Source organism: Alcaligenes sp. 1735tsa3, from assembly GCF_024134565.1.
Classification (GTDB): domain Bacteria; phylum Pseudomonadota; class Gammaproteobacteria; order Burkholderiales; family Burkholderiaceae_B; genus Alcaligenes; species Alcaligenes phenolicus.
The window spans coordinates 227,431-253,351 of sequence record NZ_CP099862.1 but is presented as its reverse complement, the minus strand read 5'-3'; the positions used below and the strand labels follow the sequence as shown (position 1 = coordinate 253,351).

General features: G+C 57.0%; 23 protein-coding genes. 11 read left to right on the top strand and 12 right to left on the bottom strand.

Annotated elements, in window-relative coordinates:
* Positions 1-82: 82 nt before the first annotated feature.
* The 4 genes from NIZ92_RS01120 to NIZ92_RS01105 are packed head-to-tail and all read right to left on the bottom strand — an operon-like array spanning position 83 to position 4,868.
* Positions 83-1,147: a branched-chain amino acid ABC transporter permease gene (locus NIZ92_RS01120; RefSeq protein ID WP_009460133.1), complete on the bottom strand. Its 1,065-nt coding sequence runs from the start codon at positions 1,145-1,147 to the stop codon at positions 83-85.
* Positions 1,148-1,159: 12 nt separating this feature from the next.
* Positions 1,160-2,089 (bottom strand): branched-chain amino acid ABC transporter permease, encoded by a 930-nt coding sequence (locus NIZ92_RS01115; RefSeq protein ID WP_009460134.1) that lies wholly within the window; start codon positions 2,087-2,089, stop codon positions 1,160-1,162.
* Between the two features lie 11 nt (positions 2,090-2,100).
* Positions 2,101-2,886 carry an ABC transporter ATP-binding protein gene (locus NIZ92_RS01110; RefSeq protein WP_009460135.1) on the bottom strand — a complete coding sequence of 262 codons (786 nt, stop codon included), beginning with the start codon at positions 2,884-2,886 and terminating at the stop codon, positions 2,101-2,103.
* A gap of 14 nt (positions 2,887-2,900) precedes the next feature.
* Positions 2,901-4,868, bottom strand: coding sequence for a long-chain fatty acid--CoA ligase (locus tag NIZ92_RS01105; RefSeq protein ID WP_052159208.1), 1,968 nt, complete (start codon positions 4,866-4,868; stop codon positions 2,901-2,903).
* 175 nt (positions 4,869-5,043) lie between these two features.
* On the opposite strand from NIZ92_RS01105, the gene NIZ92_RS01100 reads away from it, so the two are divergent.
* Positions 5,044-5,730, top strand: a complete 687-nt coding sequence (locus NIZ92_RS01100) for a Crp/Fnr family transcriptional regulator (RefSeq protein ID WP_009460136.1) — start codon at positions 5,044-5,046, stop codon at positions 5,728-5,730.
* A gap of 29 nt (positions 5,731-5,759) precedes the next feature.
* Here the strand turns inward: NIZ92_RS01100 and NIZ92_RS01095 are convergent, their stop codons facing one another.
* The gene (locus tag NIZ92_RS01095; protein WP_009460137.1) at positions 5,760-6,728 is read right to left on the bottom strand and encodes a tripartite tricarboxylate transporter substrate binding protein; all 969 of its coding nucleotides are present in this window, start codon (positions 6,726-6,728) and stop codon (positions 5,760-5,762) included.
* A gap of 133 nt (positions 6,729-6,861) precedes the next feature.
* A complete protein-coding gene (locus NIZ92_RS01090; protein WP_170978573.1) occupies positions 6,862-7,566 on the bottom strand; it encodes a YggS family pyridoxal phosphate-dependent enzyme in 705 nt (234 codons plus the stop codon).
* Between the two features lie 194 nt (positions 7,567-7,760).
* On the opposite strand from NIZ92_RS01090, the gene NIZ92_RS01085 reads away from it, so the two are divergent.
* The 6 genes from NIZ92_RS01085 (at position 7,761) to NIZ92_RS01060 (ending at position 13,353) form a co-directional block, all read left to right on the top strand.
* Positions 7,761-9,050, top strand: a complete 1,290-nt coding sequence (locus NIZ92_RS01085) for a Glu/Leu/Phe/Val dehydrogenase (RefSeq protein ID WP_035268560.1) — start codon at positions 7,761-7,763, stop codon at positions 9,048-9,050.
* 159 nt (positions 9,051-9,209) lie between these two features.
* Positions 9,210-9,989, top strand: coding sequence for an ABC transporter ATP-binding protein (locus tag NIZ92_RS01080; RefSeq protein ID WP_009460150.1), 780 nt, complete (start codon positions 9,210-9,212; stop codon positions 9,987-9,989).
* Positions 9,990-10,078: 89 nt separating this feature from the next.
* Positions 10,079-10,888, top strand: coding sequence for a transporter substrate-binding domain-containing protein (locus NIZ92_RS01075; RefSeq protein WP_254002556.1), 810 nt, complete (start codon positions 10,079-10,081; stop codon positions 10,886-10,888).
* Between the two features lie 18 nt (positions 10,889-10,906).
* Positions 10,907-11,620 (top strand): ABC transporter permease, encoded by a 714-nt coding sequence (locus NIZ92_RS01070; RefSeq protein WP_009460152.1) that lies wholly within the window; start codon positions 10,907-10,909, stop codon positions 11,618-11,620.
* Positions 11,617-12,300 (top strand): ABC transporter permease, encoded by a 684-nt coding sequence (locus NIZ92_RS01065; RefSeq protein ID WP_021447100.1) that lies wholly within the window; start codon positions 11,617-11,619, stop codon positions 12,298-12,300. Before NIZ92_RS01070 ends, NIZ92_RS01065 begins: the two co-directional genes overlap by 4 nt.
* Before the next feature lie 63 nt (positions 12,301-12,363).
* Positions 12,364-13,353 carry an asparaginase gene (locus tag NIZ92_RS01060; protein ID WP_009460155.1) on the top strand — a complete coding sequence of 330 codons (990 nt, stop codon included), beginning with the start codon at positions 12,364-12,366 and terminating at the stop codon, positions 13,351-13,353.
* A gap of 125 nt (positions 13,354-13,478) precedes the next feature.
* Here the strand turns inward: NIZ92_RS01060 and NIZ92_RS01055 are convergent, their stop codons facing one another.
* From NIZ92_RS01055 to NIZ92_RS01035, 5 genes are all read right to left on the bottom strand, one after another.
* Entirely contained in the window at positions 13,479-14,405 is a 927-nt protein-coding gene (locus NIZ92_RS01055) for a pseudouridine synthase (protein WP_251196987.1), read from the bottom strand.
* A gap of 96 nt (positions 14,406-14,501) precedes the next feature.
* Positions 14,502-17,132 carry a TRAP transporter fused permease subunit gene (locus NIZ92_RS01050; protein ID WP_254003236.1) on the bottom strand — a complete coding sequence of 877 codons (2,631 nt, stop codon included), beginning with the start codon at positions 17,130-17,132 and terminating at the stop codon, positions 14,502-14,504.
* Between the two features lie 202 nt (positions 17,133-17,334).
* Positions 17,335-18,333, bottom strand: coding sequence for a TAXI family TRAP transporter solute-binding subunit (locus tag NIZ92_RS01045; protein ID WP_009460158.1), 999 nt, complete (start codon positions 18,331-18,333; stop codon positions 17,335-17,337).
* 69 nt (positions 18,334-18,402) lie between these two features.
* Positions 18,403-19,296, bottom strand: coding sequence for a MurR/RpiR family transcriptional regulator (locus NIZ92_RS01040; protein WP_026483806.1), 894 nt, complete (start codon positions 19,294-19,296; stop codon positions 18,403-18,405).
* A 164-nt stretch (positions 19,297-19,460) separates the two neighbouring features.
* Positions 19,461-19,739 carry an acylphosphatase gene (locus NIZ92_RS01035; protein ID WP_009460160.1) on the bottom strand — a complete coding sequence of 93 codons (279 nt, stop codon included), beginning with the start codon at positions 19,737-19,739 and terminating at the stop codon, positions 19,461-19,463.
* Between the two features lie 177 nt (positions 19,740-19,916).
* On the opposite strand from NIZ92_RS01035, the gene NIZ92_RS01030 reads away from it, so the two are divergent.
* The 3 genes from NIZ92_RS01030 to NIZ92_RS01020 all read left to right on the top strand — a co-directional run bounded on the left by NIZ92_RS01030 (position 19,917) and on the right by NIZ92_RS01020 (position 23,225).
* The gene (locus NIZ92_RS01030; protein ID WP_083055255.1) at positions 19,917-22,487 is read left to right on the top strand and encodes an EAL domain-containing protein; all 2,571 of its coding nucleotides are present in this window, start codon (positions 19,917-19,919) and stop codon (positions 22,485-22,487) included.
* Between the two features lie 61 nt (positions 22,488-22,548).
* Positions 22,549-22,851, top strand: a complete 303-nt coding sequence (locus NIZ92_RS01025) for a type II toxin-antitoxin system HigB family toxin (RefSeq protein ID WP_009460162.1) — start codon at positions 22,549-22,551, stop codon at positions 22,849-22,851.
* Positions 22,852-22,853: 2 nt separating this feature from the next.
* Complete coding sequence (locus NIZ92_RS01020; protein WP_021447101.1) at positions 22,854-23,225, top strand: type II toxin-antitoxin system HigA family antitoxin; 372 nt, start codon at positions 22,854-22,856, stop codon at positions 23,223-23,225.
* 6 nt (positions 23,226-23,231) lie between these two features.
* On the opposite strand, the gene rmuC is transcribed toward NIZ92_RS01020, so the two are convergent.
* The gene (gene rmuC / locus NIZ92_RS01015; RefSeq protein ID WP_083055253.1) at positions 23,232-24,599 is read right to left on the bottom strand and encodes a DNA recombination protein RmuC; all 1,368 of its coding nucleotides are present in this window, start codon (positions 24,597-24,599) and stop codon (positions 23,232-23,234) included.
* Positions 24,600-24,877: 278 nt separating this feature from the next.
* Here rmuC and NIZ92_RS01010 point away from each other — a divergent pair, with 278 nt between their 5' ends.
* Complete coding sequence (locus NIZ92_RS01010) at positions 24,878-25,888, top strand: acyltransferase (RefSeq protein WP_247966135.1); 1,011 nt, start codon at positions 24,878-24,880, stop codon at positions 25,886-25,888.
* Positions 25,889-25,921 lie beyond the last annotated feature (33 nt).

Here is a 25,921-nt window from a genome sequence, read left to right as displayed (position 1 = left end):
TGGTCCTCCGATAAGTACCATTTGTCTAAGTACCCCGTCCCGATTGGCGGGGCTGTTGTTGTAATGAACTGCCTACCTGCTGTTAATGGGGGAAGGGCCACAAGCGCAGCTTTTCCTTACCAATACTCCAGAGTCGAGCCAAACCGTGTGGCTCCACAATCAAGAAAAATACGATCAGGGCACCGAACACCATGTGTTCAATATGCGAGGCGGTATCCACGCCAATAGACACACCAAACCAGTGCGGCACGTTGGTCAGGAACACGGGCAGCAGGACCATGAACGCGGCACCGAAAAAGCTGCCTACGATCGAGCCCAGACCACCGATGATGACGATGAACAGCAACTGCAAGGAGCGGTTCAGGTCAAAGGCCAGCGGCTCCCAGGAACCCAGGTGCACAAAGGCCCACAAGGCACCGGCCACACCGATGATGAAAGAGCTGACGGCAAAGGCGGTGAGCTTGGCGTAGACCGGACGAATACCAATCACTTCTGCGGCCACGTCCATGTCACGAATAGCCATCCATTGGCGGCCAATCGCACCACGCACCAGGTTCTTGGCCAGCAGAGCAAACACCACCACGAAGATCAGCACGAACAGGTACTTCTGCATGGGGGTTTGAACCGGCAAGCCAAAGGCGCTCAAGGCAGGCACCGACACGTTGCCCGAAGGCGAGTAGTTCGTGAAGAAGGCAATACGCAGGAAAGCCCAATCCACAAAGAACTGTGCGGCCAAGGTCGTGACGGCCAGGTACAAGCCACGGATACGCAAGCTGGGGATACCAAAGGCCACGCCTACCAAGGTGGCGAACACGCCGCCCAGCAGGATCTGCAGGACCAGTGGCAGCTCCGGAATACGGACACCAAAGTTCCAGGCGGCATACGCACCCACAGCCATGAAAGCCCCCGAACCGATGGAAATCTGGCCGCAATAGCCCACCAGAATGTTCAGGCCAATCGCTGCCAAAGACAGGATCAGAAAGGGGATCAGAATAGCTTGCAGGAAGTAGTTGGATGCCATGGCTGGCACCAGCAGGAATGCCACCAGCAACAAGCCCAACACCACATAGCGATCCTGGCGGATGGGAAAAATCTGCTGGTCAGCCCGATAGCTGCTTTTGAACTGACCATTTTCGCGGTAAATCATATCGACTCCACCTCAGACGCGATCAATAATCTTCTCGCCGAACAGACCTTGTGGTCGGAACAGCAAGAACACCAGGGCCAGCACATAAGCAAACCAGATCTCGATGCCGCCACCTACATAAGGGCCCAGGTACACCTCGGACACCTTCTCGCCCACACCAATAATCAGGCCACCCACAATAGCGCCGGGCACCGAGGTCAGACCACCCAGAATCACCACCGGCAAGGCGCGCAGCGCTGCGGTCGACAAGGTGAACTGCACCCCGTATTTGGAGCCCCAGATAATGCCGGCAACCAGAGCCACCAAACCGGCTACGGTCCAGACCACCACCCAGATACGGTTCAAGGGAATACCAATGGATTGCGCTGCCTGATGATCGTCCGCCACCGCACGCAGGGCACGGCCCACGCTGGTGTATTGGAAGAAGATGGCCAGGGCCACAACCAGCAAGGCTGCAACCACGGCCGAGCTCAGGTCTTCCAGGCTGACCAGCACGCCGCCTTCAAACATGGACTCCAGAATGAAAGCCGGGTCTTTGGGCATGCCCACATCAATGGAATACACGGAGCTGCCAAACACGATCTGACCCAGACCGTCGAGCAGATAGCTGATACCGATCGTGGCCATCAGCAAGGTTGTGCCTTCCTGATTCACCAGATAGCGCAGCACCCAGCGCTCAATGACGACGGCCAGCACAAACATCAAGATGGCCGAGACAATGAAAGCCAGCACATTGCCCAGGATGCCCGGCTCCATGCCCAGCAACTGCGGAATCCACTGGGACAGACGGGCCATGGCCAGCGCGGCCACCAGCACCATGGCGCCCTGTGCAAAGTTAAAGACACCCGATGCTTTGAAGATCAGCACAAAGCCCAGCGCGACCAGGGCGTACAACATCCCGCTCATCAGGCCGCCCAGCAAAGTTTCAAGAAAAAATGCCATGTCCGTTCCCCTCAATGGCCAGCGCCAAGATAGGCGCGGATGACGTCCGGATTTTGTCGTACTTCGTCCGGTACTCCGTCACCAATTTTCTTGCCATAGTCCAGGACCACCACACGGTCCGAAATATCCATGACCACACCCATATCGTGTTCAATCAAAACAATCGTGGTGCCGTACTCTTCGTTCACATCCAGAATGAAACGGCACATATCCTGCTTTTCTTCGATGTTCATGCCCGCCATGGGCTCATCCAGTAGCAGAATGCTCGGTTGCATCGCCAGTGCCCGCCCCAGGTCAACCCGCTTTTGCAGGCCGTAAGGCAAGCGTCCTACCGGCGTTTTGCGGTAGGCCTGGATTTCCAGAAAGTCGATGATGCCTTCCACATATTCACGGTTGCGAATCTCTTCACGCTCGGCACCGCCCAGTCGGAAAGCCTGGGCAAACACCCCGCTTTTCATGTGCAGATTGCGGCCGGTCATGATGTTGTCCAGCACACTCATGCCCTTGAACAGAGCCAGGTTCTGAAAGGTGCGGGCAATGCCCTGCTCGGCGGTGTGACGCGAGTTCATGCGGGCATAACTCTGGTCACGCAAGACAATCTCGCCTTGTTGTGGTGCATACACGCCATTGATGACGTTCAGCATGGAGCTTTTGCCTGCGCCGTTCGGGCCGATGATGGAGCGGATCTCGTGCTCACGGATGTTGAACGAGATGTCGGTCAGCGCTTTCACACCACCAAAGGACAGCGAAATATTCTTCAAATCCAGTACCACTGGGCCAATGCGACGGCCCGGCATTTGCGCCTCACTCATCATGCGCTCCTTGCTGCTGCGTCTGTCATGCGCTCAATGTGCAGGTCTGCCGAAATGCGACCGCTGCGCCCATCCTCAAACTTCACTTCTGTCTCCACAAACTGCCTGTCCAGGCCATTGAACAGGGCGTCGACCAGAACCTTGTACTTTTGCGCGATAAAGCCGCGACGTACTTTGCGGGTACGGGTCAGTTCATCGTCATCGGGGTCCAGCTCTTTGTGCAGAATCAGGAAGGCGCTGATGCGCGATCCGGCCAGCTTGGGGTCGTTAGCCAGATCAGCATTGACCTGCGCCACACAATCCCGAATCAGGGCATAGACCTCGGGTTTGCCGGCCAGATCGGTGTAACCGGCATAGGGCAGGTTGCGACGTTCGGCCCAGTTACCCACGGCTTCCAGATCAATATTGATAAAGGCACACACTTCCTCCTGACCATCGCCAAAAGCCACGGCTTCCTTGATGAAGGGGAAAAACTTGAGCTTGTTCTCGATGTACTTGGGTGCAAACAAGGAGCCATCGGCCAGTTTGCCCACGTCCTTGGCACGGTCGATGATCTTTAACTGACCATCGGTGTCCAGATAACCGGCATCACCCGTGTGGTACCAGCCGTCCTCGGTAAAGGACTCGGCGGTGGACTCGGGGTTGCGGTAGTACTCCTTGAACAGGCCGGGGCTGCGCACCTGAATTTCACCGTTATCGGCCACGCGGATTTCCACGCCTTTCACAGGTGGGCCTACGGTGTCGGCACGCACATGGCCGTCTTCCTGGACGCAGACGAATACCGAGGTCTCGGTAGCGCCATAGAGCTGCTTCAGGTTGATGCCAATGGAACGGTAAAAGTCGAACAGATCGGGTCCGATGGCTTCACCAGCGGTATAGGCCACACGCACGCGGCTCATGCCCAAGGCATTACGCAAGGGGCCGTAGATCAGGATATTGCCCAGGCCATAGCACAGGCGATCCCACATCCCCACGCCGGGGCGCTTGTCCAGAATCTTCACACCCACACGGTGCGCCAGAGACATGAAACGCTTGTACAAGGCGCGCTTCAGGGCACCGGCATCCTCCATGCGGATAGTCACTTGCGTGAGCAAGCCTTCCAGCACGCGGGGAGGCGCAAAGTAATAGGTCGGGCCAATATCATGCAGGTCGATGGACACGGTTTCGGGTGACTCAGGGTGATTCACCGTAAAGCCCGTGACCAGGAACTGCGTGTAGGAAAACATGTTCTGCCCGATCCAGGCGGGAGGCAGATAAGCCAGCACTTCCTCGGCATCGGTCAGCGATTCCAGTTCCTGAATGGCCAGGCCACGATCCACCAGAGCGCCGTGAGTCAGCACCACACCCTTGGGCTTGCCGGTGGTGCCGGAGGTGTAGAACATGGCGGCAGCATGGTCAGGCGTAATAGCCTTCCAGATACGTCGCACACAGTCCGGATCCCGCGCCAATTGCAGGCGGCCCTGCTCCATGACCTGCTCGATGTATTGCAGCTGCTCTTGCTGATAATTGCGCAGACCGCGTGGGTCGTCATAAATCAGTGCATCCAGATCGGGACACTGATCCCAGACTTCCAGCAGCTTGTCGACCTGCTCCTGGTCCTCGACCACGGCCACGCGTATGCTGGCATCCAGCAATACGTGCAGCATTTCCTGGGCTACCGCATCCTGATACAAAGGCACGGGCACAGCGCCCAGCATTTGCGCCGCCATCATGGCCAGGTACAGGCGCGGGCGGTTTTCACCGATCACCGCGACGTGCTGACCGTCTTTGACACCCAGCCCGGCCAGGCCCGCAGCCAGTTGCTCGGCCTGTTCGGCCAGCTCCTGCCACGTCCAGGTCTGCCAGATTCCCAGGTCTTTTTCGCGCATGGCAACTTTGTTGCCGCGCACCTGGGCATGGTGTTCTATCCAGGCTGGGAAGGTGCCGGGTAAACCCGCTACCTGCTCTTTATCCATCCGCACAACCATGTCTCCTCCGAATTTTCCCGGCTTGTTATGGTCCAGGAGGCTGCTTATGATTGCGGCAGAAGGCAGATGTTATGCCCTCAAGCTATTTGCAGCCTGTTAATAATCAAGTTATCGGCTGCCCGTCCCGAAGATTGTCACGGACATGACATTCGACCTTTATCGAGGGTTAATCCTCATGCATGTTGTAGATGCTTTATCGGAGCGAGCCGCCTGGTTTCGCTTGTTGACACCCGAGCTGCAAGAGCGTGTCCGCCGCGACACACTGATCACCGCATACGAGGCCGGGGCCATCGTCGAACGCAAGGGAGAACGCGCCACCGCGTGGATTGGCGTGCTCTCGGGTTTGCTCAAAGTGTCGGTGGGAAATTCCGAAGGCAAGATCGCCTCCATGACCGGGGTACCTGCCGGTGGCTGGATAGGCGAAGGCTCCTTGCTGAAAAACGAAGAGCGCAAATACGATGTGGTCGCCTTGCGCGACAGCCAGGTGGCCCGCTTGCCCGTACACAGTTTTAACGATTTGCTGGACCAGAGCATTGCTTTCAACCGCTACCTCCTGCATCAGCTCAATGAACGTGTGGCGCAATTTATCGGCAAGGCGGAATACAACAGCCTGTCTACCCCCGATGCCCGCGTGGCACGCTGTCTGGCAGAGCTATTCAACCCGCTGCTCTACCCCGGAAAAGGTCTGCGCCTGGACATTACCCAGGAAGAGATCGGCTACCTGGCGCGTGTGTCGCGCCAACGAGCCAATCAGGCCCTGCGCCAACTGGAAAACGAAGGGCTGTTGTTGATCAAGTATGGTGGCGTCCAGGTGCTGGACCTGGACGGCCTGAAACGTTACGGCGATGAATATGCCGCCTGATTATGCGGCCACTGTGGGCCGCATCAAGGTCAATCCATACGGATGCCCGCACGCTCGATAACCGTGGCCCATTCAGCGCGTTCACGCTGGGCGTAAGCCTGGAATTCATCGGGCGTCATGGGCATGGGTTCCACCCCCATCTCGCGAATACGCTGGTCCAGCTCGGGCGTTTTCAGGGCCTGCATCAAGTCCTGGCTCAAGCGTTGACGGGCGCCTTCGTCCATCTTGGGTGGGCCCACCAAACCTTGCCAGGCATAGGCGTAGAAGTCGGCAATACCCGCTTCGGCCATGGTTGGCACATCAGGCAACAGACTACTGCGCTCAGGCGTGGCAACCGCCAGCACTCGCAGTTTGCCGGCCTTGATGTTGGATAGCGCTGCGGCGGAATCCACAAAGGACATATCCACCTGGCCGCCCAGCAAATCCTGAATGGCGGGTGCGGCTCCCTTGTAAGGAACGTGCACGATCTTGGTGTCCGTGCGCTGCTTGAACATCTCCAGAGCCAAATGGTGTGGAGAGCCACTGCCAGCGGACGAGGACGTCAGCTTTTCAGGCTGTTTACGCGCTGCTTCCAGCAGATCGGCCACGGTTTTATAGGGCGACTCCTGTGGCACTGCCAGCATCAGGGGGAAGCGGGCCAGACCGCCCACATAGGTGAAGGCAGCCGGGTCGTATTGCAGCTTGCTGTACAAAGAGGAGTTAAAGGCCAGCGTGCCTGAATCAGCCGTGCCTACGGTATAGCCATCGGGCTTGGCATTGCTGACGTAGGTTGCGCCAATAATGGTGGCGGCCCCCGGTTTGTTTTCCACAATCAAGGTCTGGCCCAGGCTGCTTTCCAGCTGCTTGGCGACCAGCCGGGCAATCACATCTGAACCGCCGCCTGCAGGATAAGGGACTACCCAGGTGACGGCAGACTGGGGCCAGTCTGCTGCCAAGGCCGTTCCTGTCAGGCTGGCGCTTAGCAACAGCACACCGGCTCCAAAGTTCTTCCAATGCATGATGTCTCCTCCATGCGTGTAGACAGCGCTTTTGGCGCTATTTTTTTAAGTTTTAAGCATCCCGTCCGGGATGCGCAGAGACATTATGCGCGGACAGCCCTGCACAGGGCATTAGTAACGATGCGGATATCGATTAGCTGTAATCGCGTGCGCCAAACAGGGCCGAACCCACTCGCACTTCAGTGGAACCTTCCTGAATCGCCAGCTCAAAGTCACCGCTCATGCCCATGGACAGGCCTTGTACCTGTTCATGGCCCAACTCCACCAGACGATCGCGCCACTGGCGCAGGCTGGCAAAGCAGGCGCGAACTGCCTGGGGGTCATCGCTATTGACGGCCATGGTCATCAGACCGCGGACCTTCAAGGTATCGAGCGAACGCAGGGACTGCATGAAAGCGGGCAGTTCTTCAGGTGCCAAACCAAATTTGCTGGGCTCGGGCGAGGTCTTGACCTGGATCAGCACGTCCAAGCTACGCTGCTCGTGTTGCAGGTGTCGATCCAGGGCCTGAGCCAGGGACAAACGGTCCAAAGACTGTACTTCGCTGGCTAAGCGTGCAATATCTTTGGCCTTATTGCTCTGCAGATGGCCTATCATCACCCACTGCACCGCGCGATCGGCCAGCTCTGCCTGCTTGTCTCGAATCTCCTGAACCTTGTTCTCGCCCATTCGCGACAGGCCCAAATCCAGAGCTTGAGCCAGCACGGGCACAGGAAAGGTTTTGCTTACCGGTAAAAGAGCCACCGCATCCGCAGGGCGGCCGGCCTGCAAGCAAGCCTGTTCGATACGTTGGCGCAATTGCGCCAAGCGACCAGAAAGGGAAGAGTCAGAAGAAGCCATCAATGCACACGCACCCAGATAAAACCATCGCAAACGCTGCAAACACAACAGCGGCCATTTCCGATAGCATAACTGTTGCACACGGCCACCGCTAAGCCCATCCACAGCGTGTTTGCCAAGTTCTGCGTCTGTGCGCAATCACACGTCTTCACTGTGTACTCGTATCCCGTTTCCCCAACCTTATCGAGGAGCTCATGACAGATCGTCCCACCCATGCTTTGCCGTCATACCTGAACGCCGACGACGTCGGCCCGTGGGGTATTTATCTCGAACAAGTGGAGCGAGTCACTCCGTATCTGGGCAAACTGTCCCGATGGGTTGAAACACTCAAGCGCCCCAAGCGCACGCTGATTGTCGACGTACCCATTGAACTGGATAACGGCACCGTGGCCCACTTCGAGGGCTACCGCGTTCAGCACAATACTTCCCGTGGCCCAGGCAAGGGCGGCGTGCGCTACCACCAGGATGTCACCCTGTCCGAAGTGATGGCTCTGGCTGCCTGGATGTCGATCAAATCGGCTGCCGTGAACCTGCCATTTGGCGGTGCCAAGGGCGGTATTCGTATTGACCCGCGCAACCACTCCCAGGCCGAACTGGAGCGCATCACCCGCCGCTACACCAGCGAAATCGGTGTGATTATTGGCCCCAACAAGGACATTCCAGCCCCGGACGTGAACACCAACGCCCAGACCATGGCCTGGATGATGGACACCTACTCCATGAATGTCGGTGGCACCAGCACCGGCGTGGTCACCGGCAAGCCTGTCTCCCTGGGCGGTAGCCTGGGCCGTGTGGAAGCCACTGGCCGCGGCGTGTATACCGTGGGTTGTGAAGCGGCCCGCGACGCCGGTATCGACCTGAATGGCGCCCGCGTCATTGTGCAAGGCTTCGGTAACGTGGGTGGCACCGCTGCCCGCCTGTTCCAGGAAGCCGGTGCCAAGGTGCTGGCCGTACAGGATCACACCGGCACGGTGTACAACCCCAATGGTCTGGACGTACTGGCCTTGCTGAACCACATGGAGCAGCACAAAGGTCTGGCCGGAGCGCCCAATGCCGAGGCCATTTCCAACGAAGACTTCTGGCATATCGAAACCGATCTGCTGATCCCGGCCGCGCTGGAAGGCCAGATCAACAAGAACAATGCCGACCGCATCCGCGCCCGCATTGTGATCGAAGGCGCCAACGGCCCCACCACCCCGGAAGCCGACGACATCCTGAACGACAAGGGCGTGATCATTGTTCCGGACGTGGTAGCCAACGCCGGTGGCGTGACCGTGTCCTACTTCGAATGGGTCCAGGACTTCTCCAGCTTCTTCTGGACCGAGGACGAGATCAACAACCGTCTGGAAATGATGATGCGCTCGGCCTACACCACGGTGGCGGCGGTTGCCAAAGAGCACAACGTCACCTTGCGTACGGCTGCCTTTATCGTGGGTTGCGCCCGCATTCTGGAATCTCGTCAGGTACGCGGCCTGTATCCATAAGGTCATAAGGCGGCGTACCCGGTTTATGCCGCTTTTTATGAGCAAAATACAGCGCTTGTGCAAAAAAAACAGGGGGAAAGCGGTAGAATCGGGGCATCCAGGATATGACACCCGTATGAAACCCTTACCCCCTTTCTCTTTGACCGCAAGGACGTTGCTGTGAATAACAATGACCTGAACGCGGCGGTCCAGGTACGCGACATCCACAAACGCTTTGGCACCAACGAGGTGCTCAAGGGTATTTCCCTGCAAGCTCACAAGGGCGATGTGCTCTCCATTATTGGAGCTTCCGGCTCGGGCAAGAGTACCCTGCTGCGCTGCATTAACCATCTGGTCGTCCCCGATCAGGGCGAAATCCAGATCGGCAATGACATTTTGCGCAGCCATCGCAATCGCAAGGGCATTTGCCAGACAGACAATCCGCGCCTGCTGGAACAAGTCCGCGCCCGCTTGGGGATGGTGTTTCAGAACTTCAATCTGTGGTCGCACCGCACGGTGCTGCAAAACGTCACCGAAGGCCCCATCCATGTCAAAGGCCGCCCGGCCCGTGAAGCGGCTGAATACGCCCGCGAACTGCTGGGCAAGGTGGGCCTGAGCAACAAATGCGATGCCTACCCGGCCGAACTGTCCGGTGGTCAGCAGCAGCGCGTGGCCATTGCCCGTGCCCTGGCCATGGACCCGGATGTCTTGCTGTTTGACGAACCGACTTCGGCGCTGGACCCGGAAATGGTGGGCGAAGTACTGCGCGTGATTCGCCAACTGGCCCAGGAAGGCCGCACCATGATCCTGGTCACCCACGAAATGAATTTTGCGCGTGACGTCTCTTCCGAGACCATTTTCATGCACAACGGCCTGATTGAAGAACGTGGCCATCCCAAAGATCTGTTCGATAGGCCACAATCCGAGCGTCTACAGCAGTTTCTACAACCAATGCAGTAAGATCATCGCTTCGTGAATACGACACCGGCTGGAAAACCAGCAGGGCCAATACGGCTCTGACCAGCCTATCCACAAAGGAGAGCCAGACCATGAGTTTCCTCAGCAAGACCCTGATCTGTGCCAGCCTGGCCCTGTTGGGCTCCCAGGCTGCAATGGCAGACACCCTGAAAATCGGTACCGAAGGCGGTTACCCACCATGGAGCATGGTGGACGCAGCCGGTAAAGTCACCGGCTTTGACGCCGACGTGGGCGCTGCCCTGTGCAAGGAGCTGAACAGCGATTGCAAATTCATGGTGCAAGCCTTTGACAGCCTGATTCCTTCGCTGGATGCCAAACGCTTTGACCTGATCATCTCGGGTATGTCCTACACCCCCGAGCGTGCCAAGCGCGTGAATTTCAGTATTCCTTACGCCGTTGAAGACGCCATTTTCGTTCTGCCCAAGAACAGTGAACTGGTCGGTGCCGACAACGAACAAGCTATTTTTGATGGTCTGGCTGGCAAAACCATTGGCGTTCAAGGTGGCACCACTCACGGCGCTTTCCTGTCCAAAAAAGCCCCCAAGACCACCGTCAAGAACTACGAGACCCTGGACCAGATGCAAATCGATCTGGACGCCGGTCGTCTGAACGGCACCTTTGCCGACCTGACCTCCCAGTCCAAGTTCCTGCATAAAGTCGGCGAGGACAACTTTGCACTGTCCAAGCTGGTCATCAAAGGCTCTTCCGACCCTGAAACTCTGGGTTATGGCATTGCCGTCGGTATTCACAAAGACAATGCAGAACTGAAAGCCAAGGTTGACGCTGCCCTGTGCAAGCTGATCGACGATGGCACCGTCAAGACCGCCAGCGAAAAGTGGTTTGACATCGACATCGCCAACTACGAGATCTGCAAGAAATAAGTCGAGAAGTACCACTTGATGCTAGAGACCATTTTTAATGTGCTGCGCGAAGGCTGGGGCTGGATGTTCCTTCGCGGAGCAGCAATGACCTTGCTGATCTCCGTTTTGGGCATGGCCCTGGGCGTAGTCATTGGGATTACAGGAGCCAGCATCAAGACCAACGGGCCACGCTGGCTGCGTGGCCCCGTTAGCCTGTACACCACGGTTGTTCGCAGTATCCCCGAGCTGCTCATCATCTACCTGCTGTTTTTTGGCTCGGTCCAAGTCGTCTCCGATCTGGCCGATTTCATGCGCATGGAAGATGTGATGACGCGCTGGTTCCCCGCACTGGTCGGCATTTTGGCCATTGGCCTGATTGCAGGCTCGTACAGCGTGGAGGTGTTTCGCGGTGCCTTGCAAGCCATTCCCGAAGGCCAGATCGAGGCCGCCAAAGCCATTGGCATGTCCCCCTGGCAGCGCCTGCGCCGCATTATCCTGCCGCAAATGTTCTGGTACGCCCTGCCCGGCGCCAATAACGTCTGGCAAACCGCACTGAAAGACACGGCTCTGATCTCCCTGGTGGGTCTGGTCGAGATCATGCGGGCCGCGACCCTGGGAGCCGCCAACACGCGCGAACCCATGGCCATGTACCTGATTGCAGGCGTGCTTTATTTTCTGATTGGTGCCTGTAGTCAGGCCCTGTTTTTGCTGGCCGAACGCTATACCGGCAAAGGCATGAGAGCCCAGGCATGATTGATCTGGAATTATTCAATACCACCGTTGAAACCCTGTTCAAGGGGTTCGGCATGAGCGTCTATATCGGTCTGTGGGGCATTGTGCTGTCGCTGTTCATCGGCCTGTCACTGGCCCTGATGCGCCAGTCCCATAGCCGCATTTTGCGCAGCTTTGCCTTTAGCTACAGCACGGTATTTCGTGGCACCCCATTGCTGGTGCAGTTGTTCCTGCTGTACTACGGTGTTGGCACCCTGAGTTTTGTAAAGGACTCACCCACGTTGTGGTGGCTGTTCAGCGACGGCATGCGCTGCGCGATTCTGGCCATTGGCCTGAACAGTGGCGCCTACGTCAGTGAAGTCTTCCGGGGCGGTTTTCAGGCTGTGCCAGTGGGCCAGATCGAGGCCGCCAAATCCATCGGCATGTCCGCCTGGATGCGCTTTCGTCGCGTGGCGTTTCCTTTGGCGATTCGCCAGGCCTTGCCCGCATACAGCAATGAAATTGTGCTGGCCATCAAAGGCACCAGTCTGGCCTCGACCATTGCCGTCATGGACCTGACCGGCCATGCCAAACGCTTGATGAACCAGAACTACGCCATCATCGAGACCTTTGTTATTGCGGGTCTGCTGTACCTGCTGATCAACTTTACCCTGCTATCGGTGGTGCACCTGGTCGAGCGCTGGTTGAAAGTGCGCCGTTAAACCGGCGCCACCCCAGGCTCTCCGCACCCCCTAGCGCAACAACTGGACGCGGAGCACCCTCACATGCCGACTCGCCCCAAACTGGCCCTGGTAGGCACCGGCGGCACCATTGCCGCCACAACCCAATCCAATCTTGGTCTGACGGACTACGACATCACCCAGGGCGTAGAAACGCTATTGCAAGCCGTGCCCGGTATCACCGAGCTGGCCGATCTGGAATGCCATCAGATTTTCAACGTGGACAGCCGGGCCATGGGCTCGCTGATGCTGCTGGAGCTGTCCCACAAGCTCAATGCTCTGCTCGCACGACCGGACATCAACGGCGCGGTCATTACCCACGGCACCGATACGCTGGAAGAAAGCGCTTTTTTCCTGCACCTGACCCTGAAAACCGACAAGCCTGTGGTCATGGTCGCGGCCATGCGCCCGGCTTCGGCCTTGAGTGCCGACGGTCCACTGAATCTGTATCAGGCCGTGCAAGTAGCCTGCTCTTCGCTGGCACAGGATCAAGGTGTACTGGTACTGCTAAACGACCAGATACACAGCGCCCGTTTCCTGAGCAAACAACACACCACTCAGACCAGCGCCTTCGGTTCACCCGATGCCGGCCCCTTGGGTCTGGTTGCAGGCGGGCAGCCGCGCTTCATGATGCGTACGCTGCTGCCCCATACGCACAGCAGCCTGTTCGATGTGCGCTCTTTGCACAGCCTTCCTAAAGTGCAGATTTTTTACGATCACCCCGATACTTTGGCCGAACTGTACCGCCACGCCGCACAAAGCGGTGTGCAAGGCATTGTGGTGGCGGCGACTGGCAACGGCAGCCTGACCCCCGGAGCCTTGGAAGGTGTCAGCCGGGCACACCGACTAGGCGTGGTGTGTGTGCGGGCTTCTCGCATCCATGCAGGACCTGTGACAGACAGTGCGTATGACCAGGATCACAACACCATTGCCGCGCATTACTTGCCTGCTCAAAAGGCCCGAATTTTATTAATGCTGTGTCTGGCTGCTCAACTGGAGCACGATGAGATAGAGGCGGCTTTCCGCGACTATTAAGGTTCGGGCTTTCGCTGTCGTCCCTTGGACACGCTGGCTAAGTAACGGCCAGGGGCGGCAAGGCTGGCTGTGGCTGTGGCTGTGGCTGTTCGACAATAGCGTACTCAAGCGCAATGCCAATAGGCTCAAGCCAATTCCAGCTGCCGCTGACTGCTGAGGCGTCTTTGCTCACCCGTTATGGGGTCCACAAAGGCAATGTGCCGAGCCAGCAACTGCAAGGGCTGGCTGAAATCGTCCGCGTCACGCTCCGGCAAAAGCTCAGGGTAGAACACATCATTGATAATAGGTGCCCCCAGGCTGCTCAAATGCACGCGTAACTGGTGCTTGCGGCCACTTTTGGGACGCAGGCGATACAAGGCCAGCTCCTGACCCTGCTCATCCTGCCAGTGGCGTTCGCAAATAATTTCGGTGCTGCTATTGGCCTCGCCCTCAACCTCACACATGACAAACTTGCCGGGCACTTCTTTCATGCAGCTGCTGTACAGCAGCCCATTTGCCAGCTTTTCCTGAAACGGCGCGACCGCTTCATATTCTTTCTCGATCCCGCCCTGCTGAAACAGGGACTGGTAGGCCCCGCGAGCCGCAGGATCACGACAAAACAGCAAGATACCCGCCGTTTCCCTGTCCAACCTATGAATGGGGCTGATGCCATCCTCTCCGAAGTCCCGCCGCAGACGAGTCAGCGCGGTTTCGTACAAGTAGCGACCGCCCGGCGTTGTAGCCAGAAAGTGCGGCTTGTCCACAGCAATCAGACGCTCATCCGCGTATAGAACGGGCATATCGAAAGGGACGACCGCTTCGTTTTCCACCATGCGGAAGTACCATAACCAACGATCGGGCTGATAAGGCGAACCAAAATGTTGCGGCACCCCGTCCTGATCCAGAATGTCGCCTCGTGCCAGCCTGTCCAACAGAATCTCGGGGCTGACATGGGGGAAGCGTTCCAGCAAGAACTCCTCCAGCAAGTTCCAGTGCCCGCGCGGGCACCATACTTTGCTGGGGCTGACCCCACCGCGCGAAGGGACAGGCGGCGCACTTGTTGTTGGTGTCATTACAAAAACCAAATAGAAAATGGCCCGCTATTGCAGCGGGCCAGACATCCAGAGCCATCAGTGTACTACCAGCCACCCTCAGGGCGGCTGGCTCGCTCAGCTCTGGACTGCAGCTTGTGGGACGGCATCAAGACGCATCCGCCGGCCTTGCCTTAGCCACAGCCAGAGCAAAATCAGGAACGCGGGAATATAGACCCAAAACTCGGACGGTCGATCTGGATGAGGCACTTTCACCTCCAGAATATCCCAGCCCTGCTCCCACCCGGCTCTAAGCGCTGAACTGCCAAAAGCGACCGATGCCACTTGCGCCGTATCTCCAAAAGCCATCACCGTCAGCCCTGCCTGAGACAAACGCTTGCTGGCCGCTGCCAAGCCGGTCGCCCCGTCTCCTTGGGGCAAGGCCGGCAAGGATACGGCAACCGTTTTCTGCAAGTCTTTGCCTTCCAGATTCATGCCGGCCAGTTGCACCACCAGATTGCCACCGTCCGGCGTGTTCTGAACAATCTGCATCAATTCTGATGGGGGACGACTCTGATACTTTTCGCTGATATGGTCCATGAACCAGTCCGGTCGGAACAGCATGAACGTCACCAACAGGAGCAAGACTGTCTCCAGCCAGCTTGTTTTGATGCGCAGCCATCCCATGGTTGCCGCTGCAAATGTCAGGGAAGCCACGGTCGCACCCAGCACGACCATAATCAACTCCCAGACGCTATGTATGCCAATCAACAAGAGCATGGGATTGAAGATGAACATGAAGGGCAGCACGGCTGTACGCATGGCATAGGTCACGCCCTGCACCCCTGTCTTGATCGGGTCCTCCCCTGAAATGGCAGCGGCTGCAAAAGTGGCCAAGCCCACAGGCGGGGTGATGTCCGCCATGATCCCGTAATAAAACACGAACATATGGACGGCAATCAGCGGAATGATCATGCCGCTTTGCGCCCCCAGCTCCACCACCACCGGCGCCATCAAGGTAGCCATCAGAATGTAGTTGGCAGTGGTAGGCATACCCAGGCCCAAAACCAGACACACCGCAGCGGTAAAAAACAGCATGACCAGCACATTGCCCATGGAGACCAGCTCCACAAAGGCTGTCATGCGCAGGCCCAGACCCGTCAAGGTGATAGCACCCACAATCAAGCCGGCCGTCCCGCAAGCAATGCCGATGCCCACCATATTGCGGGCACCTTCCTGCAGCCCCACCCAGACTTCACTGACTCCTTGGCGCAATGGCTGAGCTGTCGCCTGCTTGCGGAACCAGGCAATGATGGGACGCTGGGTTGCCATCTGGAACAACATGGCCACAACGGCCCAGAAGGCCGACAGGCCCGCAGACATCACTTCTACCGTCAGACACCAGACCAGAATGCCGATAGGGATCAGAAAATACAAACCGGCTCGCACCGTTGGCCAAGGCTCGGGGCGCACCGGTGTGTTGACATTGATATCGGTGGGCAGGTCCTCGTGGTCTGCGGCCACTTTCAGCAAGAACACGTACAGCACCAGCAGCAGGAACAACAGGATCCAGATAGCGGCGGCACCAGCTACCGCCTGAACCCCTACGCCTATCCAGTACACCAGTCCCATCACAATCAAGGTGCCCGCCGTACCCATGCCCCAGCCGGCCAGCTTCTGCATGAACGTTCTGGGTTTGCCCGATGCCATCATCGGTTGTATTCCCAGCTTGAGCGCTTCCAGATGCACGATATAAAACAACGCGATATACGAAATGACCGCGGGCAGCAGCGCATGTCGAATGATGTCGGTATAGGGAATGCCAACATACTCAATCATCAGGAAGGCCGCCGCTCCCATGACAGGCGGCATGATCTGGCCATTGACGGAAGACGCCGTTTCAATGGCCCCGGCCCGAATACCGCCGTAACCGGCTTTCTTCATCAAAGGGATCGTAAAAATACCGCCCGTCACCACATTGGCAACGGAGGACGCAGACACAATGCCATTCACCGCCGAGGACACCACGGCAACCTTGGCAGGCCCCCCACGCAAATGCCCCAGCAAGGCAAACGAGACCTGCATCATGTAATTGCCCGCCCCGCAACGATCCAGCAAGGAGCCCAGCAATACAAAAATAAAGATATAAGAAACCGAAACGCCCAGTGCGACCCCATAAACCCCTTCGGTAGTCAGCCACATATGCGAGACCAGGCGCTGCAATGAAGCACCGCGATGAGACAGCGCATCCGGCAACCAGGGGCCGAGAAAAATATAAGCGATAAAGATCAGTGCCAACACGGCCATCGGCGCGCCCAAAGAGCGACGTGTAGCCTCCAGCAACAACACCAGGCCAACACTGGCCACGACCACATCCATTGTGGTCGGGATGCCTGGGCGCATGGCCAGTTCTTTATAGAAAAAGAACAAATATGAGCCGCAAAAAGCAGCGATCAGGGCCAGGACCCAGTCATGAATTGGAATACGGTCCCGAGCCGACTTTTTGCGGGCAGGGAACGCCAGATAAGCCAGAAACATGGCAATGCCCAAATGCAGGGCACGCGCCTCAGTGTCATTGAAAATGCCCATATTCAGGGCAAAGGGCAGCGGGGAAGCGTACCAAAGCTGGAACAAGGACCAGCCTATGGCCGCCAGAAACAAAACCATGCCCGCTGCGCCCGCAACAGTGCGCCCGCCCCTGTCTACGTCTGCAACCAGCTTTTCCAGTTCTGCCGTTTCATCCTGTGTCAGGGCAACGTCCGACCCCATTTTCTTCTGTTCTTGTTGTGTCATTTGCATATGTCTCCAGGAAAGTCTGGTTTGAAGCGCCGATGCAGCCGGGTCAAACGACCAAGCACCGATCACCTGGGCCAGGCAGCCCAGGAACTCCAAACCAGAAGCAAGACCACAGCCGGTGCGGTGGCACTTGCGACCAGGCCAGCGTAGCCAGCCTGGTCAATATCAGGCCGCCTTACAGCAGCCCTTTTTCCTTGAAGTACTTTTCAGCCCCTTTGTGCAAAGGAGCAGACAGGCCGTTCTTGACCATGTCTTCTTTTTTCAGGTTTGCCAATGCAGGATGCAAACGCTTGAAATCATCAAAGTTGTCGAACACGGCTTTGACGACGTTATAAACGGACTCTTCAGGGACATCCTCCGACGTCACAAAAGTCGCTAAAACACCGTAAGTTTGGACATCGTCTGGGTTGTTGGGGTACAGACCACCCGGAATGACGGCCTTGGCATAGTAAGGATAGGTTTCGACCAGTTTTTCTACAGCAGGCCCCGTCAGAGGAACCAGCTTGGCGCCACAAGATGTGGTCGGGTCCTGAATATTGGCCGAAGGGTGCCCGACTCCATAGATGAACCCATCAATCTTGCCATCACACAGGGCTGGACCATGTTCGTCCGGGCGCAGTTCGGAGGCCAGCGAGAAAAAGCTGTTATCCAGGCCCATTGCCTGCAACAACTGATCCATCGATGCTCGTGTGCCCGAACCCGGATTGCCTACGTTAAACCGTTTGCCCTTGAAGTCGTCAAAGGTACTGATATTGGCTTCTTTGCGCGACAACACCGTAAAGGGTTCGGGATGGATGGAAAACACCGAGCGCAGCTTGGTGTAGGCACCGCCGTCCTTGAACTGCCCTTCGCCGTTATAGGCGTTGTAGCCCACGTCGGACTGCACCACCCCCAGATCCAGTTCGCCCGCCTTGATGGTATTGACGTTAAACACCGAACCGCCGGTAGACTCGACAGAGCATCGCACGCCATCGGTCCCACGGTCTTTATTCACCAACCGGCAAATAGCTCCGCCGGCCGCGTAATACACCCCTGTCACCCCACCCGTTCCAATGCTGACAAATTTTTGCTGGGCACTGGCCGGCAAAGGGCTCAATAACATGGCACATAAAGCGGCGGCTGTGCTTGATGCCAACACCAGTTTCTTACCTGTTTTCTTTGCAGTGTGCTTCATCTTTTGTCTCCCTTGGGGTGGACCCCATTTGAATTGCCGGAATGTCCGGTTTACTTTCTATCGTGGTGCTCAAGGCGGATTGGTGACAGCAACATCACCATCCTGCCAATAAATCTCCTGACGGCGAAATGAGGACTCCAGCTGCGCAAGACGCTCTACCACTGTCTTGCCGCCCTGTGCAGCGATACGAGCCAGCAGATGTTCGGCTACGGTCACAGGCCCTACCAAGGAATGAAAAAAGCTGGCCATGGGCTGCTTGCCCGTATGAGGATCAAACAGCAATACATGCTTGGCACCTTGTGCAATGGGTGACAAGACGCTATCGGTCAGGGCCACCACGGTCGTGCCACGCTCCACCGCAGAGCGAACGCTGTTCACGACGGCCTTCACATACGGAGCCTGGCTGATCACAAGCAGCACGCCACCACTTTCCAGGCCAGTCTCCAGCTCCACCAATACATCTGCGGCACGGTTAAGCAACACCCCGTTGCCACACATCAGTTGATAGGCGTAATGCATCTGGAAGGCGCAGGCAAAGCTGGCGCCCGCTCCTAGAAAGCCAACCTTGGGTGCCGCCAGAATGGCTTTGGCACACGCATCCAGGCTACCTGCCGGATTAAGCCGAAGGACAGACTCCACCGCTGCCTCCTGCTGCTGGCCCAAGGCCTGGGTCTGCTGTTCGGCAGCGCGACTACCTTGCAAGGATTGAGCCCGCGAAGCCATGGTGTCGTCATTGCGATGCAAGGCTTGTTGAAACGGCGCCCGGAAACGATCGTAGCTGTCATAACCGGCAGCCCGTGCCAAACGCAGCATGGTGGCGGGAGCCACTGACAAGGCCTGAGCTTGCCTGCGCATGGACCAAAGGCTGACCTCGACAGGATGGCGCTCCACCCACTGGGCAGCCCGAAGCAACTCAGGCGTCAATTCTGGCAAAATGCGTTGCAGTCGCAGCAAAGGTTCCATTCGGCTTCCATCGACGTTCTGCTGGAAATAAAACGAATGGTAATCTGAACCGACTAAAAAAAAACAAGTGTTTTCCTAGGGTTTGCCCGCAAACTATCTGGCACGTAACCACTTGTTTGTCGGTGAAATGCGCCCCACCAGCTTCTGCCGTCAACGCTGCCGAGCTAGCGTATATCAAAAAAATCGTAGCGTTTGTCTGTGTAAGAACGCTGGATATCTACCTGCTCGACCTGGGCCTGTTCAGGGCCGATATGCAGCCAGCTAACCATCTGGTCAATCGCATCCGTACTGCCCTGCAACACCAATTCGACCGAGCCGTTGGCCGCGTTACTGACCCAACCTTTGACGCCGTATAGATGAGCATGGCGTAGCGCACTTGCCCGAAACCCCACCCCCTGCACCCGGCCTTTAACACACACTTCTACCGTTTCACAATCCGCCATTAGCCTGCTCCCTGCTATTTGTGCCCGAAATGTGGCAGCATCCGCCCCGCATCTCAATATTCAGTTAAATTAGTCGCATCATTGTTGCATGACCGCACCCGCCCCCGCTTACCTGCTTTGTGCAGCCTCTACCCTATGAATTTGCCCCGCCTTTTTACTCTATCGCTGCGCAGGGCAATGTACGTGCTAGGCATGCTGGCCGCTCTGGGGTTCGTCGCCCCCGCCGCCCATGCTGCACCGCATTCCCAGCAGCATATTGTGCGCGTGGGTATTTACGAAAACCCACCCAAACTGCTGCTGGACAGCCAAGCCAGGCCCGGCGGCATCATGGGCGAGCTACTGCTGGAGATTGCCAAGCGTGAAGGCTGGACTCTGGAAGCCGTGCAATGCGACTGGCAGCAATGCTTGAATGCCCTGCAAAATGACTTGCTGGATATTGTGCCCGGCCTGGCTTATTCCCCTGAGCGCGCCGCCCTGTACAGCTTTCACAGTCGCGCCGTGCTGGAGGACTGGTCCCAGATCTTCACAGGTAAAACCACCCATATCGGTGCACTGAACGACTTGAATGGCAAGCGCATTGCTGTCATGAGCGGCACCCTGCAACTAACCCAGCTCTACAATATTTTGCAGAAACTGGAGCTGGGTTCCAAGCTGGTCATTACTGACTCCCAATACAACGCCCTGAAACTGGTCCAAAGCAAACAGGCCGACGCCGCCGTAGTCGGCCATTTATTTGGAGTGCGCCATGCGGGCGAGCACGGCCTGAAAACCGCCCCCATCCGGCTGGAGCCAACCAATACCTACTTTGTCACGGCCAAGGACCGCCACCTGGACCTGCTGGCCGCCATTGATACCCACATCAAGCAATGGCAAGACAACAACGACCCGTTTTACACAGAAACACTGAACCAATGGGGCCTGCGCCTGATCGAGAAACCGACCAAGCCCTGGATTATCCCCGCCTTGCTGACACTGGGTGTCTTGCTGACCATTGCCCTGTTGACTGTCACCCTGATGCGCATTGGCCTGCGTCGTCAACGCAAGAAGCTGGTCCGTACCGAACACCATCTGCATACGGTACTGGATGCGATTGATGCGTACGTTTACATCAAGGACGATCAGTTTCGTTATCAGTACGCCAACCGCAAGCTGTGCGAAGACCTGAACTACACGACCGTCAGCATTGTGGGCAAAACCGACCAGGATTTGTACGCTAACAAGCAGACTATTAACGAGTTTCGCCATAACGACGAGCAGGTGCTGTACAGCGGTGAACGCCTGGCCGTGGAAGAAGTGGTACGCGACCGGAAAGGCGATATCCGCGCGACATTCTTTTCCATCAAAATGCCGGTCAAAGACCCCGAGACCCGGCAGACCAGTCTGTACTGTATCTCCACGAATATCTCGGCCCTGAAAGCCACGCAGTCAGAGAACTACCGGCTGGCTTTCTATGACCCGCTCACCGAGCTGCCCAACCGCCGCCTGCTGCTGCAGCGTCTGGAACGTCACCTGCAGACCATAGAACCGTACAAACGACCCGGTGCGCTGTACTTCCTGGATCTGGACCGCTTCAAGCACATTAACGATGCACGAGGACACGCGATTGGCGATGCCTTGCTGCGCAAAGTCGCGCGCCGTCTGTCCTTGATGATTGATCCCCAGGACATCGTGGCCCGCCTGGGCGGAGACGAATTCGTCATCCTGAAAATCCTGCATCCCGGCACTGTGCGTGACTGCTACAAGGAGGCCCTGGAGTTTGCCGAACTGGTACGCACCCGCCTGGAGGAGCCCTACAGCATCGAAGGCCACTCCTATCTGAGCAGCAGCAGTATTGGTTTGGCACTGATTACCGACAGCACCCTGACCTCTGAGGACCTGATGCGTCAGGCCGACACCGCCATGTATCGCTCCAAGGAGAATGGCCGCAACCAGATCACCCTGTACGAACCTGGCATGCAAGAGGCGCTTGAAGAACACCTGAGCCTACAGCACGACCTGCGATTTGCCATTGGTTCGGATCAGTTGCGCCTGTTTGTCCAATCCCAGTACGACAAGCAAAACCGCATCTGCGGGGCCGAAGTGCTGCTGCGCTGGCTGCACCCGACACGCGGCATGCTGACACCCAACCTGTTTATTCCGCTGGCCGAAAGCACGGACTTGATCACCCCCTTGGGCGACTGGATCATGGCATCCGTCTGTGATCTGCTGCTACAGACCCAGGAATGCAGCTTCCCCATTTCCATCAACGTCAGCCCGATTCAGTTCCGTCGACCCGACTTTGCTCGCCGCACCCGCCAGATTCTGGAGAGCAGCGGTGCTCCCGCCCACCGCCTGATCTTTGAAATTACCGAAGGCGTGCTGATGGAGGACTTTGCCTCTGCCAACAGCATGATGCGAGAGCTGAAAGACCTGGGCATCCGCTTTTCCATGGACGACTTTGGCACAGGCTACTCTAACCTGGCCGCCATCCGCCGCCTGCCTCTGTACGAGCTGAAAATGGACCGCAGCCTGATTCTGGGCGTACCCATGGAACAGGAAGCCAACGCCATTGTGCGCACCGTTCTGGCGATGGCAAGACAGCTAGGCCTGCATGTCGTGGCCGAGGGCGTGGAAAACGAGCAGCAAAAAGAATTTCTGCTGCGTCGCGGCTGCCATGCACTGCAAGGCTATCTGTTCAGCGCACCGCAATTGGTGGAGCAGTGGCTGGAAGTGATTCAGCAAGACTGCGGACCGGTGGAGCCGCAGTAAGCTCCTGCATCACCCTTCCAACAATCTTGCATTAGTCCCAAAATGGGACTAATATCAGATCATGCGAGTTATAGCCGTCAGCACCCTTCGCCAATTCTGGGAGAAACACCCCGATGCAGAGCAGCCCATCAAAGCATGGGTCGATGAAGCGACTAAGGCGCAATGGACTCAACCCACCGATATCAAGGCTCACTATCGTAGTGCCAGTATCTTGAAGAATCGGCGTGTCGTCTTCAACATCAAAGGCAACAACTACCGCCTGATTGTTGCAGTGGCATTCAAACTAGGCATCGTCTACATAAAATTTGTCGGCACTCACGAGGAGTACGACAAGGTCGACGCCGAAACTATTGAAATGGAGTAAACATGGAAATCCGCCCCGTACACACCGAGGCCGATTACAAGTCGGCTCTGAAAGAAATCTCTCGGCTTATGGAGTCTGACCCAGATCTGGGCACGCCTGATGGCGATCGTCTGGATGTGCTAACCACACTGGTATTGGCCTATGAAGCCAAACACTATCCGATTGATTTGCCAGACCCTGTAGAGGCCATCAAGTTCCGTATGGAACAAGGTGGTTTGACGGCCAAAGACTTGGAGCCGATGATCGGTAAGCGCAATCGCGTCTACGAGGTCCTGAATCGCAAACGTGGCCTGACACTGCCAATGATCTGGCGCTTGCACACCACCCTTGGTATCCCAGCCGAAAGCTTGATTCGCCCCCAAACACTGATCTAAACACCATCAGGCATCAGCTTCCTTGTTTTGGCCAGGCACCTCATCCTCCGACAAGACCCAATCCAGACGTTCGTGCTCTATATCCGTATGCAAGGGCTCAATGCCAGGTTGAGTGCGTTTAGCCCTGGCCGATAGCTCGGCAAAGCGGCTGACTTTGCCGTACAAGCCTTGCTGGCCGGCCAGTGCAGTCACCGTGCTGTTGTAGTGTTTGCCCGCCTGCCCCAGGGTTTCGCCCAGCTTTTTCAGGCGCTCGGCCAGGATGGATACCTGGTTGTAGATATCACCTGCGCGCTGACTTAATTCATGGGCTTGCTCGTTGCTGCGCACCATCATCCAGATATTGGCTACGGTACGCAAAATAGGCAGCAAGGTTGTGTGCGAGACCATCAGGACGTTCTTGCCCAGGCCATAGTCAAACAGGCCATGATGATGCTGCAAAGCCTGCATATAGGCCGCTTCAATGGGCACGTACATGAACACGAAGCCGGGGCTGTTCAAGCCTGCCAAGGCGCTGTAATCCTTGGAGGCCAGATCATCAATATGATTGCGTAGCGCTTGCACATGCGCTTGCAGGCTTTGTTGACGTTCCTCGTCAGTCTCAGCGCGGATAGCACGGTCGTAATCCACCAGGGACACTTTGCAATCGAGCACCAGATGCTTGTCCTGCGGCAGGTGCACCACGAAGTCGGGGTATCGCAAGCGGCCTTGCTCGTCGCGGGCTTGCCATTGTGTGTCAAAGTGGACACCTCGTACCAAACCGGCCACTTCCAGCGTTTTTTCCAGCTGAGTTTCGCCCCAGTTGCCAGTGGTCTTTTTGTCGCCCTTCAGCGCCACCGCCAGGGAGTGAGCCTCGGCACTCATGCGCAGGCCCATTTCCTGCATGCGCTGCAGCTCCAGACTCAAGGCGGTCTGGCCTTTGACGGATTCATCGTGCACTTGATTCACACGCAGCTGGAAGCCTGCCAATTGCTCCCGGAATGGTCGCAGCATTTCATCCAAAGTGCGCTGACTATCCTGACGCAGGGTCTGTCCTTTAGCCTCCAGAATCTGCTGGGCCAAAGACTCGAACTGCAAACGCATCTGCTCGCGGCTATGCTCCAGGTCCTCTTGTATGGCCTGATTGCGCATCTCCTGAGCCTGCAACTGGGCATCGCGGCGTATCAGCTCTTTGTCCAGCTCTACTGCCCTATCCTGCGCATCCTGAGTCTGCTCCTGAGCATGGGCCAGATCTTGTTCCAGACGTGTGCAGCGATCTTCCAGTGCCTGCTCGATAGGCGCACTCATGCGTGCCCGCAGCCACAGCCCGATCAGCAAACCCAGCGCCAAGGCGACCAGGGCAATCAGCACATCCAAGCCCCTCAAATCCAGCTCCATCCACCGTACTCCTGCCCAGCACCGCCCGCTCAGGAATGCCCTGGCGGGTCTGTCTGGCTAAGCCTGCTATTTAACCGTATAACGCTGGTAATTTATACACCCTTTTACAGTCTCTCTCGAAAGGGAACGGGATGATTTCATCCAATCCGCATTCACATACCACCTTCAGCCATACAGTCACATCCAGATAAAACTGGACGCTAAATCCCGTATTTGGGGGACAAATCAGAAACGTCTGCTCGTTAGGATGGGGAGGTCTCTGATTTTTATGTCTTGTCATGAACTGGATCAGCAATGCACGGATCGTGGCGATTTTCTCTGTCGTCTGCCTGCATATCGCCGCCTATGCCGTCCTGAACGCCGAGTTGGGTACTGCAAACTGGTGGAGTGGCAACTTCTACGATGCTGCCACCCGCTGGTGTGTGCCGGTATTCGTCATGGTCAGCGGCGCACTCTTGCTGGAGCCTCGTCCCCAGGAAGGCATGAAGCTGTTTTATCGGAAGCGAGCATCGCGAGTCTTGCTGCCGCTGCTGTTCTGGACCACTTTTTACCTGGGCTGGACGGCCTTCAAGCAGCATTGGTGGACGCCGGACGCGGACCCCTATCCCTATCTGGAGCGGCTGCTACAGGGTCGGCCTTATTTCCATCTCTGGTTTCTGTACATGATTGTGTTCCTGTACCTGTTCACGCCCTTTTTGCGTCGCATGGTTCAGAACACCAACTTGAAGCAGCTGGCTGCGCTGACCGGAGCGGCGTTTGTGCTGTCCGCCCTTAGCACCCTCAGTAATCCGGATTTGAACACTCACTCTGCGCCCTTCTTTACCTGGTTCCTGTCCTATCTGCCCTATTTCCTGCTCGGTTACCTGCTGCGCAAAGTGCCGGTGAATGTGCCCCGCTGGCTGACTATCACGGTGCTGCTGGGCAGTATCGTGGCAACGGCCTGGGGCTTTTATGCACTGGCTATCACGCACGATAGACAAACGGGTGCGTACTTTTATGATTACCTGAGCATCACCGTCATCCCCATGTCCATCGCGCTGATTCTGCTGCTGCGTGACTGGGATCAGCCTTTGATCAATTCGCGTATCAGCGCCCATCTGGCGGAGCTGACCTTGGGGGTGTATTTGATCCACCCCTGGCTGATCGACCTGATGTACCGCTACCTGTTCACGGCACTGGATTTCAATGCGCTGTGGTCGATTCCGGTGCTGGCGGTAGCTATTTATGGGCTATCCCTGTTGCTGACGGCGGGCTTCAAAGCGACGCCGGTTTTGCGGGCAACCGTCTAAAAACAAATACGTCAAAAAAAATGGGCAAGCTTC